Genomic DNA, 18016 nt, shown 5'->3' on the forward strand with positions numbered 1-18016 from the left:
CACTCGTAGTAGCGCTGCCCCTTGGCACCGGCCCCGGCCGAGCGCTTCTGCCACGCCCGCCCAGGAAGCAGCGTGGCCAGCTCCTTCATCATGACCGGCCCGCACGGGGTGGTGAGCCGGTCGGCGGCCGAGACCGCCATCACCTACCCCGTGCGGTGTTCCTCCAGGTAGGCGCGCAGGTCGGGGTCGCGGCCATAGACCTCGTCGCCGGCCACCCACGCGCCGGGGGCGTGCTCCAGGGCGGCGGCGATCATCTGTGTGGCCAGCTCGGGCTTGGTGGAGAAGCCGACATCGGCGGGCACCCCCGCCGACCGCAGCCGCTGGGAGTCTTTGGTCCATGACCGGGGCAGGTAGAGGCGGCGGTCGATCAGGGCGTGGGCGTCAGGGGTGGTGTAGGCGAGGTAGACCGCCACCTGGCAGTTGTCGATCTTTCCGCTGGTGCCGGTGTACTGGCGGGCGACTCCGACGGTGTGGGCGCCCTTCTTGGCGTCGCCGGTCTCGTCGGCGACCAGGACCACGTCGTCGCTGCCCAGGCACCTGATGACGTAGCCGCGCAGGCAGGCCGCCACAGCGGTCACGTCCAGGCGGGCCCAGTTGAGCAGGTGCTGTATCCGGTAGGGGGCGGGGTGTCCGGCGTGCTCGGCCGGGGTCCAGCAGTTCTTACGGGTGAGCGGGCCGAGCAGGGCGGCGAGCACGTCGCGGGCGGTGGTGCGGGTCTCGGGCCGTGCCAGATTCGGGCCGATGACGGTGGCGGTGAGCTCGTTCAGCAGGTGCGGCCAGCGCTGGGCCGCTAGGGTGGTGGCTGCGGCCACCGCCTGCTTTTTCGTTGTCTTCACAACCATCGATGATCGGGCGGTGGCCGTTGGCGTGTCCGGCGGATGACCAGATCAGCACGATTGAGTACTGCTGCGCCCCCAGAACGCGATCATTGCGCGTCAAACCGGAAGTCCAACTGGAGTACTAATCCCCAACAATTAAAATTGCTGGTCATACGCATCACTGCAGGTGATCGAACCTTGACGCACCCAGACAGGTGTGTATATATTCTTTCAAGATCATTCATGGGGGATTCTTAATTTCCGGGCGAAACCCACTTGGAGTGTGATTATCTTGATTAAGACGAACAGCATTCCCAAGTTTTCCACTGGCCTGAATCCGATCAAGGCGACCTTCAACCAGCGCAAGCGATTTAGGCACAAGCGCGCTCTCGAGGGTAATCACCCCATCTGGACTTCCGCCTATGTCGCCGACGATCCCATCCCCGAGCGGATCACTATGCAAGACTTCGGGTATCCAGAATCCGACCTTGCGCGACATGACGGCAGGCTCGACGACACCGCAGTCGTCACCCCAATCCGGCTTTTCACGGAGGAGGGAAGCCGACTTCTCTCCAGAGTCTGCAAGCATCTGGAGAAGCACGCAGTCGAGAGCGACTTCATCATCTCCCGCCGAACCAGGGGCGGCGATCTGATATCCCCCTTCCTTTACAACATGCTGCGTGACAGGCAGTTGCTGGTGAGGATGTCCAAGATTGCCGGCGTCCCCCTGCTTCCTCATGTCGTCCGCGATGCGGCTGTACAGATCAATTACTACAGTCCGGAGTCCGGACCATCCAAGGAGATCGGCAAATGGCATGTCGATGGCATGGAGTACGTCTTCACGATTCTCATGACCGACCCGAGTGAGTTCACCGGTGGTCAGTTCGGCTACTACTTCGGTCGGCAGGATGAATTCGATAACTCAACTTCGCGCGAGGATCGAGTGAAAGTAGCTCCACTGGAGCGCCTCGGCGACGGAATCTTCGCACGTGGAGCTCACATATACCACGGTGTCAGCCCCGTCGAAAGCGGTAGCCGGATGGTGCTCACGCTATCGATGATGAGTCCAGCGTTCGTGCAACGCGACCCCAACACGTTCTCGCATATCGCAGCCGATGACGGAATCATTCACACCATCCCGAACTGGCTTCGCCTCAAGTGGCCGACCCACAATCCGTTCCGCGACTACGCCCTGCGGTCGGGAAGTCCGGTAATCACATGGAATGACATCAACTGACCCGTCTCGGGTGCAGTATGCCTCACCGGAAGTAACACATATAATCCACACAAGCGGAGTTATATCTCATGTCATCCGTAACTCATGGTACGAGTGATATTCAGGACTATTCCAGCGCAGTGGATCATTATCTGTCGAGCGGCCGCCGTGATCCGATCAAGGTACAAGCCGAGGAGCCGTTCACTCGGCGCATTCTACGCGATGTCATCGACAACCTGCATCGCCCCATTGGCGGCACGATCCGCATGATCGATATGGGCTGCGGGACCGGGGACGGCCTCGCCCTTCTCAGCAACACCTCGGATGGCGAGATTGAACTGAGATCACTGTACAACATCTTTTATCACGGCCTGGATTCCGATCCGTCCATGATTAACGCGGCCAGGGCACTCAACACCAATGTGCGCGCCTCTACATTCTCCGTCGGAGACATGCGCGACTGTGGACGCGCCGACTTCGATGACTACGACCTTTACCTATCATTCGGCGTACCCTGGTCGCACCTGACGCCCCGTGAGGCGCAGGATCTCTTGGCGAATCTGTTCATCAAGACTCGGCGGTCCAGTCTTCGCACCGCTCTTGTCGTCGATGTTCTCGGCCGGTACTCCATTGAATGGGTCAAGCAGTGGCCATATGCTCAGTGGGACTACTCAATGAGTTTCATGAACAGCGCCGAGGATGTCGTGCACGCTCCGATGTCCTTCTATTCACGAGACACATTGAGTGATCTCATCGACGGAGCCTCTCAGCAGAGTGGCACCAAACCCGCCCGGGTCGACTTCCATGACCGTTCCATCATGACAGGCCGGCACACGTCCACCGGAACTTTTAATAATACCCTCCCTCCATATAGGAACTACATCAACCAGCTTCTCTCCGGCCGGACAGATGTCGATTTGGACAATTTGTACTTCACACCCCCACAGGAAGATTGCCCCCCAGAGGTCCAAACATTCTTCGCGTCGTTCGCATCATCGTGGAATGAACGCATCACGAGGGCAAACGAGACATCTGGCCAAGTAGACGAGGATGAACTTAAAGCCCGCAACCTCGCGCTCGGAAAACAGCTCGTCGCTTTGGAACAGCGAAGCCAGCGTGGCCTGGGGGTCGGACATTCATTCACCGCGACTATCTACCTCGACTGAACAGCAGACGAGTCGGATGTCCGTCCTTCTAGACAATATTCAGGCGTTCCTGTTCGATATGGACGGGGTCGTAGTCGATTCCTCTGAGATCATCCATCAGATCTACACCAGATGGGCCATACGGCATGGCTTCGATATCGACGTGATCAGCGGAAACCTCCAGGGCGGGCGTACGATCGATTTCCTCTCGAAAATGGACCTAGCGCCCGAGTCGGTCGTCGCCCACTCCCAAGAGTTGCGCAACGAAGAAGTTCGCACTGCCCATCTGGTGCGGGCCCTACCGGGGGCACACGATCTACTCGCCATGCTTCCACCGAACCGATGGGCCATCGTTACGTCCAGTGTGCGGGACGTCGCGGAAGCCCGCATCACCCAGGCAGGTCTGCCGGTACCGCGGGTTCTCGTCAGCGCAGATGATGTCGACACTGGCAAACCATCGCCGAAACCCTACGAACTGGCGGCATTCCAGCTCGGCGCTCGAACCGAGCACTGCGTGGTCTTCGAGGACTCTATTAACGGTGTGCTTTCGGCCAATGCGGCTCTCATGCGGTGCGTTGGCGTCGGGGAAGCTCTCACATCCGCACAACCCAAACAAGTATGCGGCACTGTTTTCGCCCTTGGTGAGGTCCGCGTGACACAGCAGCACAACGGATATCGCATCTTTCTCGATCCGGACGTTCGCTGAATCTGTCCCTGCCTGTCCTCACTGGTAGGGCAGGGCCATGGTTGGTAGCCGTTTACGAACATCGTGCTCAAGGAAAGCTTTTCCGATGCCCTGGTTCACCACCGATAGCCCATCCCGAGTCATCAACGTCGCCTTGTTGGGAAACGGAACGGTAGGAAAGGAGGTAGCGCAATGCATCACCGAGCGCCATGAGGAACTCCGAGCAAGATCCGGCGTCGCGGTACAGCTTGCCGGTGTAGCGGTAGGCGAGCCTTCACGCCACCCAGAAGTACCTCGATCCCTACTCACCACGGATCCGTACAGTCTCGCAACGCGTGCAGATGTCGACGTTGTGATCGAAGCGATGGGGGGTCTGGACCCTGCTTACCCCGTGGTCAGCTCCGCCCTGGAGTCAGGGCGCCCTGTTGTGACAGCGAACAAGGAGCTCGTTGCCTCGTACTGGTCTCAGCTACACAAGTCTGCCGCGGCTGGGCACAGTGACTTTCGGTACGAGGCTGCCGTAGCGGGAGCCATTCCGCTCGTGACACCGCTTCGACAATCTCTGTCAGGTGACCGGATCTCCAACTTCACTGGTATTCTCAACGGTACCTGCAACTACATTCTGACAGCTATGGACATACACGATCAGCCATTCGACGCAGCTCTCCAGGAGGCCATTGACCTCGGATACGCCGAAGCTGACTACGCCCGAGACGTCAAGGGCATCGATACAGCGGATAAAGCAGCTATCCTCGCCAGTCTCAGCTTTGATACCGTGGTGGACAGGGCAGCGATAAACTGCGAAGGGATCACCAACGTATCGATCACTGACATCCGTTCGGCCCGGGATAGAGGCCATGTTATCAAGCTCATCGCCAGCTGCCAGCGTCCGACCCACGACGACGATAACGTTCCTCTAGAAATAGACGTCCGACCTACTGCGATCCCTAGGTCCCACCCACTCGCCACCGTATCTGGGGCGACAAACGGTATCGAAATCGAGGCCGCGCTTGCCGGAAACCTGCTGTTGTGTGGCCCCGGTGCAGGCGGACAACCGACTGCCAGCGCGATCCTCGGAGATCTATTCACCGTCATCCGTAACACGTACGCCTGAGCGAAGAATACCCAATCGTGCGTGGAGAGAACCGGAAGTTTTGGGCAGCAGACTGCCCTCAGCCGAGATTTCTTCAGATCGCCCTGTACTCAGGCTCCCGAGCGCACTTTGAATCCACAAACCACAAAAGTCCGCCTCCGAATCGGCGGTTCTTCAACTGCTCACAGAGCCTACGGATCGGCTTAACGCGAGGAGTAGCTCCGGCCGGGTGGTCCCGTCCGGGGCTTCACCCAGGTCATCGACCTCGTTCTTTTCGAAGTAGATACTCCTCAGATGTGACGAGAGAACCCCGGAAGCACGGACGTTCAAGAATCCCTATCCACCGGGGAACTAACCTGTGATGAGCACCTCGGCGATATCCCGAGATTTCCGGGCGGATTCCTGTGCGCTACCCATGGAGTTCGTGATGGTCGCGCCCTCGTGAATGATGAGCAGCTTCTCCGCGACGTCGTCTGGGTTGGGTGTGTCGCAGGCCTCGAGGAGTTCTCTGAAGTATTCTAGAAGCCATTTCTTCTGAGCTCTTGCAACTTCTCTACCCGGATGCCGGTGGTCTGTCAACTCTACGAATGCGTTGACGAATCCGCAGCCCCGTGGGTTCTCCTTCTCCATCCACTGTCCGAGCGCTTCGAATACGGCGAGAACCCGAGCTTTCGGGTCGTCCTCACTTTCCTCGACGTAGCTGGTGAGGAATCGACGCCAGCGCTGGTCGCGCGTCCTGAGATATTCGGCAACCAGCTCCTCTTTGGAGCCAAATCGATCGTAGAGCGTCTTCTTGGTGACTCCAGCACGCTCTGCGATGGTATCTACACCCACAGCTCGTATCCCGTGTGTGTAGAACAAGTCAGATGCCGTCTCAAGCACTCTGGCCGCCGCTGGGGTCAGTGAATGACTTTTTGTTGCTGAGTAGGCCGCACGCCCACGTGCTTCTTCAGACTTCATACCTTGACGATACCTCTACTTGTATGTTTAGTCTAGCTTGGAGTAACTATACCGGTCCGTATACTTCGTTAGAGGAGTGAGAGTGCCGCGACATACGAAACTCGTGGAAGGCGCAGGTGCCGTCGGCCTGGTCATCATGTGGAGCTCCGGATTCATCGGAGCACAGCTCGGCACGGACACCGCCAACACCCTCACGGTCCTCATGTGGCGATTCGACCTGGTCACTGTAGGTCTGCTTGCCTGGTGGCTTCTCTTCCGCCGAGTTCGGATCCCCGCACGGCAGGTACTCACACAGGCTGGAATTGGATTCCTTGCGCAGACCGTTTACCTGTGGAGCGTCTTCGGCGCTGTCGAGTTAGGCGTCTCGAGCGGAACGACGTCGTTGATCGACGCCCTACAACCACTCTTCGCCACGGCCCTCGTGGCAACATTGCTGTTCGAGAGGGTGACACGTCGCCAATGGGTGGGCCTGACCATAGGCTTCGCGGGTGTCGCCATAGTCATCAGCGGTGACTTTCAGCTAAGCGAGGGGGCGCCGCTATGGATCTATTTCATTCCATTCATCGGAATGATTTCACTTTCGATTGCCACTTTCCTCGGAAAGAAAGCGAGATCCGATACCAATCTTCTTGACTGCCTTCTCATCCAGTGCTCCGTCAGCGCTGTGTCCTTCACAATTCTAGCCGCTTTTGCCGACCAACTCACGGTTCCACAAGACATTGATTTTTGGAAAGCTATCGCGTTCGGTATCGTGTTCTCCACCATCGGCGGCTACGGGCTGTACTGGTGGAACCTCCGTCGAACGAGCGTTGCGCGGGTGGGGAGCCTCATCTATCTGACGCCGCCGACCACTGCCCTTTGGGCGAGTTGGTGGTTCGGAGACCCGATCACGACAACGACTGTTGTTGGTATGGCGATCTGCCTTGGGGCTGTTTATCTTGCGCGCGAGGATGTACGGACGCCGTTGGCGAGCAAGAAGCCAGCAGCTCGCCAGTCAAGACCGGATCAACAGAGTATGCCTGAGACGGAAAAATCAAGAACGTAGAACCTTTCCGCTCGGTGCGGCACATTTTCTGGGGACATTGCCCCCGGCCGTGCATCCGTGTAGACGATCACTCGTGTCCTACCATCGCGCTTTGTTGTGCACCTTGACACTCCTCGGCAGGTCATCGCCTCCGCCTCGATGAAACTCTTCTCCTCGTGACGGGTTGGGAGGCGGCCCGAACGACCGTGCGCGCTGCTCCATTCAGGGCGCACCCTATCCCTCCTCTGAGCTTCTCGGATGTGTTCAGCAGTCCCTTCCTCAATGACCTGGCATCTTGACTATACAGACCTGTGTGGTTACTCTGTCGCCACGTTAACCGTCCTGGCTGTATATCCATTCCACCGCTGGGAGAGTCGATGATCACTCTGAGGCGCCTACTTTGGTCGTTGTTCACCGCCGTGGTGGATTTCAACCGCGAAATGGAGCGCGGTTTGACCGTGATGCGCTTCGGTGAGGCTCCTGGGGGACGTGCCCAGGCCCCTGCTCCTGGCCGGGGCACTCCCTCAGGTCACCGCCGCGCACCGTAGCTCACTCCTGATATCGATCTGCGCCGGCTCGCGTCAGAGGAGAGCGGAATCGTACTTCCATGCACGCGGCCGGCGCTGCGGCATTCGGATCACTCACTGGCACACGGAAAGGGAATGGCGTTAACGATGTCCGGCACAACGGGGGCGGCGCATAACAGCCGGGGGATCTTCTGGGGATCTGCCGCGCTCGTACTGCTATTTGTCCTTATGGGCGCCCTGTTCACCGAGCGCACGACTGCTGTTGCCAATGCCGTCCAAGCGGCGATCGTCGGCAACTTCGGCTGGTTCTACATCCTCGTGGTCGGGGTGTTCCCCCTGTTCGCCGTCTACCTCCTGGTGAGTCGGCACGGCAGGGTCCGGCTCGGCCCCGACGGTTCGCGTCCCGATTACAGCACTCTGGCCTGGCTGTCCATGCTGTACAGCGCGGGACTCGGCATCGGCCTGGTCTTCTACGGGGTGGCCGAGCCGATCGGCATCTACGCCGACCCTCCGCTCGGGCAGGCGGAGACGCGCCAGGCGGCGCAGGACGCCATGAACCTCGCAATCTTCCACTGGGCCCTGCACCCGTGGGCGCTGTACATCGTGGTGGGCCTGTCCATCGCCTACTTCGGCTACCGCAAGGGGCTGCCCCTAACCGTCAGCTCCGCCCTCTACCCGCTCCTCGGCGAGCGCGTGCGCGGAGCGCCGGGCAAGGTGATCGACGTCCTCGCCGTCTTCGGCACGCTGTTCGGGCTGGCCACCTCGCTCGGCCTCGGTGCGGCGCAGATCAACGCCGGGCTGGACTTCGTGGCCAGGGTTCCTTCGTCGATCACCAACCAGATCGTCATTATCGCCGTCATCACGTCGGCCTCCACCACCTCCGTGGTCCTGGGGATTCACCGTGGCATCCGCCGTCTGAGCCTGATCACGGTGGGGCTGACCCTGCTCCTGTTCCTGTTCGTCGTCGTGATGGGCCCCACCATCACGTTCCTCAACGCCACGGTCCAGAACGCCGGGTACTACCTGCAGAACATCGTTGGGACCACCTTCTACGCCGAGGCGTACGCCACCGGGGAGAGCTGGCAGGCGGGATCAACGCTCTTCTACTGGGGTTGGTGGGTCTCATGGTCGCCGTTCGCCGGCCTGTTCATCGCGCGCATCTCCCGTGGGCGAACCGTTCGGGAATTCATCGCCGGGACGCTGCTGGTGCCCGCCGGGGTGACGGTCGTCTGGTTCTCGGGCTTCGGCGCTGCCGCTCTCGACCTGCAGCGCGGTGGGGCCGCGGACATCGCGGCGGCCGTGAACGAGGACAGCGCTACAAGCCTGTTCGTCCTGCTGGAACACCTGCCCTTCACCACGGCGTTGTCGGTGCTGGCCTTGGCGGTCATCGCGCTGTTCTTCGTCACCTCATCGGACTCGGCTTCCTACGTCGTCGACATCATCACCTCCGGTGGCCGGGACGACGCGCCGATCTGGCGGCGGATCTTCTGGGCTGTGAGCGAGGGCGTTGTGGCCGCGATCCTGCTGCTCGTGGGCGGTCTGGCCGCTCTCCAGACCGCATCGCTCAGCACCGGCCTGCCGTTCGCCGTGGTACTGATCCTGATGGCCTACTGCCTCGTTCGGGCCCTCCGCACCGAAGGAGCTTCCCCGCCCGCCCGACTCGTTGCGGTCCCAGCCGCACACATGGATGGCCGTAGGGCCCCGGTTCCCGACTGATTTACGAGGAGCGGCCCCCGCCCCCGTCTGCCGACACGTCCCGTGGCCCCCGCCCGGCCTCGCAGACCAGGAGTCCCAGCACTGACCCACACCCCCATCACGATGAGTGCGGTGACGGCCTTCATCCCAGTGCCGTCACCGCCCTCGTCCCCGTGCCACGCCCTCCGGCGTCTACCAGTGCGCGGGCCGTACGAGGGCAGAGGGCAGTTTGGTCGCGGCGTCGCCCTTGGCCGCGTTAACTTTGGGCTGGGTCAAAAAGATGCTGCCGGTGAGATCGGCACCGCGCAGGTCGGCGTCGCGGAAGTCAACGCCGATGAGGTCGGCGGACCGCAGATCGGCCTCGCGGAGGTCGGCCGCGATAAGGAGGGCCCCACGCAGATTGGCACCCCGCAGGTTGGCGCCCTTGAGCTTCGCCCCCATGAGGTCGGCGCCCCGGTGGTTCTTCTTCTTGCCGGGGACCTCGGCCCTGACCAGTTCACTAGTACGCGACAGCAGCTGATTGACCTCCCCGCGGTGCGCTTCCACGTCCACCTCGACGAGCTCGTAGGCGCTGCCCCGTGTGAGGCGCTCGGTCTCGTCGAGCATGCGGCGCAGCTCTTCCTGGATCGGACGCGTCTGCGGCAGCTCCAGCGCTTCGGTCAGGTACCAGAGCAGCTCGTGCAGCAGACGCATGACGGGAAACACGTCGAACATCTGCCGCGCGTTCTGCGGTGCCGCCCGCCAGTCCTCTCCGCCATAGGTGACCTGCGAGACCTTCTGCCCTGCCCCGAAGCAGTCAAAGACGGTGCAGCCGGAGAAGCCCTTCTCCCGCAGGTTCGCGTGGATGCCGCATCGGAAATCCGTCCGCAGGTTCGAGCACGGCTGCCCGGCGGCCTTGTCGACGGCGAAATCAGCCGAAGCGGCGAAGGGCAGCGCCACACAGCACAGCCCGAAGCAGTTCTCACAGTCAGCCCGCAGGCTGGGACGGCCGGTACCTACGTGACTCGGTGACAACGCGCGCGTACTCCTGTTACTCGACGAGCACCGCTTCCCCCGCCGTGCTCTAGACAACAGTGCATTGTCTCGCACTGACCGGAGTCCCGGCCACGTCATTGGGGAGCGGACACCGAGGCGCGAGCCGCGTCCAGGCCATGCCCCCGGTGTCGACAGATCCGCGGCAGCCCCGCTGTCGAGGATGTGGGCGAGACGGGCGGTCGGCGTGACGACACCGGTCGTTGTGCGCGGGGATCCACGGGGCGTCGACCTCAGGCGGCGCGGAGGGACGGCCTGGGCACGTGGCGGGTGTCGCGGTCGTCGATCGCGGCACGTCCTCCAGGCCGCGAACGCGGCAGTCGCAGTCCAGGCCCGGACGCTCGGCGTCGGCGTCGGCGTCGGTCACGCCGACGGCGGCGATAGCGGGATCGAGGAACTCGTACTCCACGTGCGCGTCCACCTCGCGGGCGATGTGCGGCTGGGGAGACGGGGCGCGGCCGTCCGTGCCGGTCTGTGCGCGGGCCAGCACGATACGGGCGCGCGGCGGCGGGTCCTGGGCGGTCGCGCGCCGCCGTCCCCGCCATCCCAGCTCCGCCTGTTCATCGGCGGTGCGTTCCGATGGCGCGAGCTTGGTCCTGGTCAGGCCATGGCACAACCGTGGGTGAACCTACGACTTACAACTCGGGAACAGCCTCACCCCGCCACTCGGCGATCGCGCGCTCGTAGCTGTCGAGGGCACGCTCGACGACACCGCGGCCCGCGGCGGGCAGCTCCCACCCGCAGACGGTGCGTCGCGGCCGCGGCGGCTGTGGACGCGACGAACGGGCCGCAGGTGCCGCGGAACGCGTGGGGGAGCGCCGCGGTCTGCTCGGTGACCGGAAGATGCGTGTGCTCGGCGAAGTACAGCGCGTTATGGCCCCGCTCCTCCAGCGTCCGGGCGAGTGGCCCAGGGGGCATGGTCGCTGTCGTTGCGAAGACGGAGGCACCGTTCTCCACGGTCGTCGATTTTTTCTGCCTGCTGCGGGTGGTCCTTGGGGGCTGAGCCTCGGCGACCGGTCATCCCGACGCCTCGTCGTTGAGCTTGGCCGCGAGGGCCTTCAGGAGCGACCCGGCGCGTTTGTCATCGGGGCCGACCGCGATGAGCCGGTCGGTGACGTAGGAGACGCCGACCCCCGCGCCGGGCCAGGCGAGATGCGCAGAGCCGCTGCGGGGGCGGGGGCGCTGGGAGCAGCGGACATTCCACCCTCCGTCGGCACCACCAGACCCGCGCCCGCAACAGCCACTTCTGGAGACGCCGACTGAAACATCACAAAGTCATGCTGCACCACGAGGCCACCGGCCGCATGGCTTGTCTCGGGATGGGCCTGCTCGGCGGAGGTCACCGGCCACAGACTCACCTACGGCATCGATGGATCGCGTTGGGTGGCGTGGCGATCTGGTGTGGCCGTTCTGGGAGCTTCCGGAGTGACGATGGTTGCCGGTGGCAGTGGTGACTTAGCAGAGCGAGGTGTGGGGCGAGGCGAACGCCGACCCCCACACCTCGGGGTGGGCAGCGTGACACGCCGCCCGGCATATGTTTTGTATCGGGCGGGTATCAGGGGGCGCTTGGTTGTCCATCGAATCCGCGCACGGTGCCGTGCGAAGGGACGACAGGGAGCTGGAGTGTCGTGGACCCGGCTGCCCACCGAAGCGTCCCACACCCCGCATGAACTGGTCATTCACGGATGGAAGTACGGTGAGGGGCGTGGCGCGTGCCCACTGCGCGACGCGGTTGCCACGTCCGATGCCTGCCATATGGTTCCTTTCAGGTCACCGTCTGCGTGTGAACGCACACCGACCTGTGTCCCACGACCGCCCGACGAGGAGTCATCCTTCCGTGTCCTCATCCGCACCGGCCCCGTCCTCTCAGCGGCCTGTTCGTGTGCTGCTGGTGGAGGACGACGACCTGATGCGCCGGTCCTTCGCCGTCGCCCTTGAGCGCTACGGGTACCAGGTCACGGCCGCGGCCGACGGGCTGGCGGGGCTGGAGCTTTTCCGCGACGAGAGCTTCGACCTGCTGATCCTGGACGTGATGCTGCCCGGTCTGGACGGGATCGGCCTGTGCCGCAGGGTCCGGGAGGCCAGCCTGGTGCCGGTCCTGATGATGTCCGCGCGCGGCGACGGGCTCGACGTCGTCGCCGGCCTGGAGGCCGGAGCGGACGACTACGTCGTGAAACCCGTGGACACGTTCGTGCTCCTGGCGCGCATCCGCTCGCTGCTGCGGCGGGCGACCTACGCGCCTGCCCCAGCACCCGGGGCGGCCACCGGCGACGGGTCGCCACCGTCCCAGGGAGAGGTACTGGTCTTCGGGGACCTGACCATCGATACCGGCGGCCTGGAGGTGTCCGTCTCCGGCAGCCCCGTGGCGCTGACCCCGACCGAACTGAAGCTGCTGCTGGAGTTCGTCGCCCACCCGGGCATCGTGCTGGAGCGGCACACCCTGCTGCGCGACGTCTGGGACTACGGCTGGGACGGCGACAGCCGGGTCGTGGACCTGTGTGTGCAGCGACTCCGCAAGAAGCTGGGCCGGGATCGGATCGAGACGGTCCGCGGCTTCGGCTACAAGTTCAGGCGCTGAGGCCGATGCGCGCGTTTGATCGGCCTCGGTTGGCCCGCGTGTCCCTGCGGTGGAAGATCGCCGCGCTGGCCGCGGCCACGGCGTGTCTGGTCGTGGCGGCGGTGGGCGTGCTGGTGCACGTGTGGACCGCGCAGGACATCCGGAGCCGGGCTGAAGCACAGGCCTCCAACACCTTGTATTCGGCCATGGACACCTACCGGCGCACCGGAACGCTGGCGGAGGGTGCCGAGCTCGATCCGGCCGCGCTGCCCGCCGAACTGCGCCATCCGGCCGATGACGACCGGCACACGGCCTACGACGGGCGCGTTGACGGGAACCTGGGGCCGAGCGTCTGGGCCGCCCAGCGGGTCGGCGACCCGGACAGTCCGGTGCTCGCTGTCCAGGTCAACATGAGCCCGGAGCTCTACGGGCTCCACCGCCTCGATGTGATCATGGCGGTGGCCTCACTGGTCACACTCGCGGCGGCCACGCCCCTGGCGGTCTACGGGGCCGGGCTGCTCGCCCGCCGACTGCGGCGGGTCTCCGAGACGGCGGGCCGGATCTCCGCCGGGGACCTGGATGCCCGGACCGGGCCCACCAAGGGCGGCGACGAGGTAGCCGACATCGCCGCCACCGTCGACCTCATGGCCGACAGTCTCGCCCAACGGCTGCGCACCGAGCGCCAGTTCACCGCGGACGTGGCCCACGAGCTGCGCACACCCGTCGGCGGTCTGCTGGCCGCCGCCGACCTGCTGCCGCCCGGTGAGACGGAGGATCTGCTCCGGGCCCGGGTGCGCGACCTGCGCGGCCTGGTGGAGGACCTGCTGGAGATCTCCCGGCTGGACGCCGGTGCCGAACAGGCGGTCCGCGCCCATGTCCCGCTCGACTCGGTCGTCTCCGAGGCCGTGGCGCGCACCGGCCTCGACACCGAGGTCGCCGTCATCGACGCGGCGCACGCGGATACAGCCACGACCGCGCCGACCGTGGAGACCGACCCGCGCCGCCTCGAACGGATCGTCAGCAACCTCGTCGTCAACGCCCACCGGCACGGGGGCACTCCGGTGCGAGTCACCGTCGAGGGCCGTACCGTCGTCGTGCGCGACCACGGCCCCGGCTTCCCGCCGGAGCTGCTGCGCGACGGCCCCAGCCGCTTCCGCACGGGCGCGACGGAGCGCGGCTCGGGCCACGGCCTGGGCCTGACCATCGCCCAGGGCCAGGCCCGCCTCCTCGGCGCCGAACTGCGCCTGGACAACGCCCCGGAGGGCGGTGCCGTCGCCACCCTGCACCTGCCGGACTGAGCGCCCGCCCCTATCGAGAACCACCCGCCCCCGCCCCTACAGAACTGCTACGAAGCGGCGCGGAGGCCGATACACGTCGGCCCAGGCCCCGATACATTCCTCGGAGACTCTTCGGAGTGCACCGTTGCACACCCGAAGAGGAGTTCCCTGTGACCGCCGGACCCCTTGCCCAGCACGCGTCGCACCCGACGACCGGCATCGCGGCCGACACCACCGACCTGTCGAAGGTCTACGGCGGCGGAGACACCCGTGTCACCGCCCTGGACCAGGTCAGCATCGCCTTCCGGGCGGGCGAGTTCACCGCCATCATGGGCCCCTCCGGCTCCGGAAAGTCCACCCTGATGCACTGCGCCGCCGGTCTCGACTCGCCCAGCTCCGGCTCCGTGCGCGTCGGCACCACCGAACTGAGCAGGCTCAACGACCGGCAGCTCACCGCGCTGCGCCGCGACCGTATCGGGTTCATCTTCCAGGCGTTCAACCTGCTGCCGACGCTGACCGCGCTGGAGAACATCACGCTGCCGCTGACCATCGCCGGACGCAAGCCCGATCAGCAGTGGCTGGACCGCGTGGTCTCCATGGTCGGCCTCTCCGGGCGCCTCGACCACCGGCCCGCGCAGCTGTCCGGAGGGCAGCAGCAGCGCGTCGCCGTGGCCCGCGCCCTGGCCTCCCGCCCCGGGATCATCTTCGGCGACGAGCCCACCGGCAACCTCGACTCCCGCTCCGGGGCCGAGGTCCTCGGCTTCCTGCGCGACTCGGTGCGCGAACTCGGCCAGACCGTGGTCATGGTCACCCACGACCCCGTCGCCGCCGGCTACGCCGACCGCGTGGTCTTCCTCGACGACGGCCGTCTGGTCGACGAGATGGCGCACCCCACCCCGGACCGGGTCCTCGACCTGATGAAGGCCGTCGACACCCGCCGCTCCCGCACCAGCTGAGCCGCACCGGACCGGCGCCCCGCTCGCATCCGACGGGCCCGGCTCCCAGGCGCCACGCGACCGCGTCGCGCTTCCCTGTACCTTCACGTCCCCGAAAGCCACCCAATGCTGAGAACAGCCCTGCGCAACGTCCTCGCGCACAAGGCCCGTTTGGTCATGACCTTCCTCGCGGTCTGTCTGGGTGTCGCGTTCGTCTGCGGCACCCTTGTCTTCGCGGACTCCTCCGCCGCGGCCTACCGCGCCGCCGCGTCAAAGACCTTCGCGGACGTCGCGGTCACCGTGACCCCGAAGACCCCCGCACCAGGGGCCGCCGCGGACCAACAACCCACCACCGGCCTCGACGACGCACTCGTAAAGAAGCTGGCCGACGTACCCGGTGTCGCAGCCGTGCATCCTTCGGTCGACGGTTCGGCTGTCCTGAACGCGGCGGACGGTACTCCGCTCCGGGCCGACAAGGCCTGGGGGAATCTGGCCGCCGCCTACGTACCGGCTGAGGACGGCAAGGACACCCGCTATCCGCTGGTCGAGGGCCGCGCGCCGCGGAACGGCGATGAACTCGCCGTGGACCGCGGTACCGCCGCCGCTGGCCGCTTGAGCATCGGCGACACGGTCACGCTGGCCACCGACGGCCCGGTCATGACCAAGCGGCTCGTCGGCATCGTCACCACCAAGGACACCCGGGTGACCGCCGGCGGCACCCTCGCCCTTTTCGACAAGGCGACCGCCCAGCGGCTGTTCGCGTCGCCGGGCCACTACACCGGGATCGACCTGTCCGCCGCACCCAGCACCAGCGAGTCCGAGCTCGCCGACCGGGTCACCGACGTGCTCCCGGCCGACCAGGCCGAAGCCACGACCGGCGCGGCCCAGGCCGCCCAGCAGGCCACCTACGTCGACACCCTGACCCGGGGCTACACCAAGCTGCCGCTGGTCTTCTCCGGGGTCGCGCTCTTTATCGGCTCGTTCCTCATCGTCAACACCTTCACCATGCTCGTGACGCGGCGCAGACGCGAGATCGCCCTGCTGCGGGCGATCGGCAGCTCCCGCCGCCAGGTGGTCCTCTCCGTCCTGCTGGAGGCCTTCCTGCTCGGCCTCGCCGCATCGGGCGCCGGTTTCCTGCTTGGCCTCGGCATCGCCTGGATACTGCCTGACGTCCTGAGCACCAGCGGGGACACGCTGCCCAACGGCCCGCTGGTGATCGGCCCGCGGCCCATCGCGGCGGCACTCGGCGTGGGCGTGGGTGTCACCGTGCTCGCCGCGTGGCTGCCGTCCCGCAAGGCGGCGAAGGTCGCGCCCATCGAGGCGATGCGCTCGGCCGAGCAGCCGCCCATCGCCACTCGCTCGCGCGTTCGTGCCGCGGTGGGTGGTGTCCTCCTCGTCCTCGGCGCCGGCGTGCTGGTGGCGCTCCGGGGGGCGGAGGACGCGTCGGTGGAGAATCTGCAGAACGCGATGTTCGGCTGCGCTGTCCTCGCCGCCGCCATGGTCACGCTGGCGCCGCTTCTCGCCGCCCCCATGATCCGGCTGGCCGGACGCCTGACCGGACGCTTCGGAATCACCGGACATCTTGCGCGGGAGAACGCGCTGCGCGACCCACGGCGCACCGCGGCCACCGCCGCCACCCTGATGATCAGCACAGCGCTGGTCGCCGGGCTCGCCGTCATCGGAAACTCCGCCGGGCAGGCTCTCGACCACCAGGCCGCGGCTGGCCTCGACGCCGACTACGTGATCAGCACCCGCACCCCCACGACCGCCATCGACCCGGACGCGGTGGAGCGGGTGGCCGATGCCTCCGGGGTGCGGACCGCTGCCGCTGTCGCGGACTCCACCCTGTTCATCGGCGGCCACGTGCGGCAGATCTCCGGCGTCGACCCCGACTCCGTGGACGCCGCCATGAAGCTCGATTTCACCAGCGGCTCCCTGGACGACCTCGGGCCGGGCCGGATCGCTGTCTCCAGCACCATCGCCCGGGAACACGGCGTGAGCGTGGGCGGCAAGCTCAACGCCCGCATGGGCCGCGGCCAGGACTTCACGCAGTACACCGTCGTCGGCGTCTACGAGGACAATCCCGTCGCCAACGACGCGCTCGGCGCCCGCGGTGAGGTACAGGAGAACAGTTTCCAGCCCGGGTCCGTCCAGCGGATCCTCGTCCGCACCGACAACGGCTCGATCTCGAAGACCACCGAGGACCGGCTCCGCACCGCCGTGGGCAACAACCCGCTGCTGAAGGTGCAGGACCGGGGGGAACTCGTCCGCGAGGCCGCCGGCGCGATGAGCAACCTGCTGACCCTGATGTACGGGCTGCTCGCCATCGGCGTCGTGATCAGCTCGCTCGGCATTGTGAACACCCTGGCCATGTCGGTCTCGGAACGCACCCGCGAGATCGGCGTCCTGCGCGCCATCGGCATGGGCCGAGCCAGCATCCGGCGGATGATCCTCCTGGAGGCGGTGACCGTCGCCGCCTTCGGCACCCTCCTCGGCCTGGCAGGCGGACTCTTCGGCGCCTGGGCGGTCGGCCCGCTGGCCGGCGGCGCCATCCCGCAGTACTCCCTGGCGCTGCCCTGGGGAACGCTGCTCCTCGTCTGCCTGGCCTCGCTCACGGTCGGCGCGGTCGCGGCCGCTGTCCCGGCCCGCCGAGCAGCCGCCCTGAAACCCCTGGAAGCCGTCGCGGAGGCGTGACGCACGGCCCGGACGGCCGCGCCACCACCTCGCCCAAAGGAACGCCCCCGATGTCCCGCCATGACTGCCTGATGCCCGGGACATCGGGGGCTCCCGCGGACAAGCTTCCGGCCGGAGGATGAGTTCGGATTCCTGCGCGCAGCTCACCCTTGGTCTTCAGGGGCATCCTGCATGAATGAGGTTGGCGGGGTCACCAAGCCGCACCCGCTGGCCGTCCGCAGTAATGGTGATACCGAACCGCGTGCACTCCGGCCGCCCGGAAGACTCCCACAGCGCCTGCGTCTTGGCAGCATCGGCGCTAACGACTCGCTGACCATCCATCGGCTCCGCCAGCCGACTTCGGGTGCTCTGCCGTGAC

General features: G+C 65.5%; 13 protein-coding genes and 1 pseudogene. 10 read left to right on the forward strand and 4 right to left on the reverse strand.

Annotation, left to right across the window (positions count from 1 at the left end; genetic code table 11):
• Positions 1-767: pseudogene (locus tag ABD259_RS00005) on the reverse strand (IS701 family transposase); the annotation flags it as partial.
• 343 nt (positions 768-1110) lie between these two features.
• Between ABD259_RS00005 and ABD259_RS00010 the strand changes: the two are divergent.
• The 4 genes from ABD259_RS00010 (at position 1111) to ABD259_RS00025 (ending at position 4978) form a co-directional block, all read left to right on the forward strand.
• Positions 1111-2055 carry a hypothetical protein gene (locus ABD259_RS00010; protein ID WP_344159143.1) on the forward strand — a complete coding sequence of 315 codons (945 nt, stop codon included), beginning with the start codon at positions 1111-1113 and terminating at the stop codon, positions 2053-2055.
• Positions 2056-2174: 119 nt separating this feature from the next.
• Positions 2175-3200, forward strand: a complete 1026-nt coding sequence (locus ABD259_RS00015; RefSeq protein WP_344159146.1) for a class I SAM-dependent methyltransferase — start codon at positions 2175-2177, stop codon at positions 3198-3200.
• A gap of 16 nt (positions 3201-3216) precedes the next feature.
• The gene (locus ABD259_RS00020) at positions 3217-3885 is read left to right on the forward strand and encodes an HAD family hydrolase (RefSeq protein ID WP_344159148.1); all 669 of its coding nucleotides are present in this window, start codon (positions 3217-3219) and stop codon (positions 3883-3885) included.
• An 85-nt stretch (positions 3886-3970) separates the two neighbouring features.
• A complete protein-coding gene (locus ABD259_RS00025) occupies positions 3971-4978 on the forward strand; it encodes a homoserine dehydrogenase (RefSeq protein ID WP_344159151.1) in 1008 nt (335 codons plus the stop codon).
• 330 nt (positions 4979-5308) lie between these two features.
• Here ABD259_RS00025 and ABD259_RS00030 read toward each other — a convergent pair whose 3' ends face one another.
• On the reverse strand, positions 5309-5917 hold the full coding sequence (locus tag ABD259_RS00030) for a TetR/AcrR family transcriptional regulator (RefSeq protein ID WP_344159154.1): 609 nt from the start codon (positions 5915-5917) through the stop codon (positions 5309-5311).
• A gap of 82 nt (positions 5918-5999) precedes the next feature.
• Here ABD259_RS00030 and ABD259_RS00035 point away from each other — a divergent pair, with 82 nt between their 5' ends.
• Both ABD259_RS00035 and ABD259_RS00040 read left to right on the forward strand, forming a co-directional pair.
• Positions 6000-6962 (forward strand): DMT family transporter, encoded by a 963-nt coding sequence (locus ABD259_RS00035; RefSeq protein ID WP_344159157.1) that lies wholly within the window; start codon positions 6000-6002, stop codon positions 6960-6962.
• Between the two features lie 653 nt (positions 6963-7615).
• Positions 7616-9184, forward strand: coding sequence for a BCCT family transporter (locus ABD259_RS00040; protein WP_344159160.1), 1569 nt, complete (start codon positions 7616-7618; stop codon positions 9182-9184).
• Between the two features lie 171 nt (positions 9185-9355).
• Here the strand turns inward: ABD259_RS00040 and ABD259_RS00045 are convergent, their stop codons facing one another.
• Positions 9356-10177 (reverse strand): pentapeptide repeat-containing protein, encoded by an 822-nt coding sequence (locus tag ABD259_RS00045; RefSeq protein WP_344159163.1) that lies wholly within the window; start codon positions 10175-10177, stop codon positions 9356-9358.
• A 49-nt stretch (positions 10178-10226) separates the two neighbouring features.
• Positions 10227-10811, reverse strand: a complete 585-nt coding sequence (locus tag ABD259_RS00050; RefSeq protein ID WP_344159165.1) for a hypothetical protein — start codon at positions 10809-10811, stop codon at positions 10227-10229.
• Positions 10812-12032: 1221 nt separating this feature from the next.
• Here ABD259_RS00050 and cseB point away from each other — a divergent pair.
• The 4 genes from cseB to ABD259_RS00070 all read left to right on the forward strand — a co-directional run bounded on the left by cseB (position 12033) and on the right by ABD259_RS00070 (position 17658).
• Positions 12033-12773 carry a two-component system response regulator CseB gene (gene cseB, locus ABD259_RS00055; protein ID WP_344159167.1) on the forward strand — a complete coding sequence of 247 codons (741 nt, stop codon included), beginning with the start codon at positions 12033-12035 and terminating at the stop codon, positions 12771-12773.
• A gap of 38 nt (positions 12774-12811) precedes the next feature.
• Positions 12812-14050, forward strand: coding sequence for a HAMP domain-containing sensor histidine kinase (locus tag ABD259_RS00060; RefSeq protein WP_344159170.1), 1239 nt, complete (start codon positions 12812-12814; stop codon positions 14048-14050).
• A 149-nt stretch (positions 14051-14199) separates the two neighbouring features.
• Entirely contained in the window at positions 14200-14985 is a 786-nt protein-coding gene (locus ABD259_RS00065; RefSeq protein WP_425573469.1) for an ABC transporter ATP-binding protein, read from the forward strand.
• 105 nt (positions 14986-15090) lie between these two features.
• Positions 15091-17658, forward strand: coding sequence for an ABC transporter permease (locus tag ABD259_RS00070; RefSeq protein WP_344159172.1), 2568 nt, complete (start codon positions 15091-15093; stop codon positions 17656-17658).
• The last annotated feature ends 358 nt before the right edge of the window (positions 17659-18016 follow it).

It is taken from the genome of Nocardiopsis rhodophaea, from assembly GCF_039530945.1.
GTDB classification, from domain to species: Bacteria; Actinomycetota; Actinomycetes; order Streptosporangiales; family Streptosporangiaceae; genus Nocardiopsis_C; species Nocardiopsis_C rhodophaea.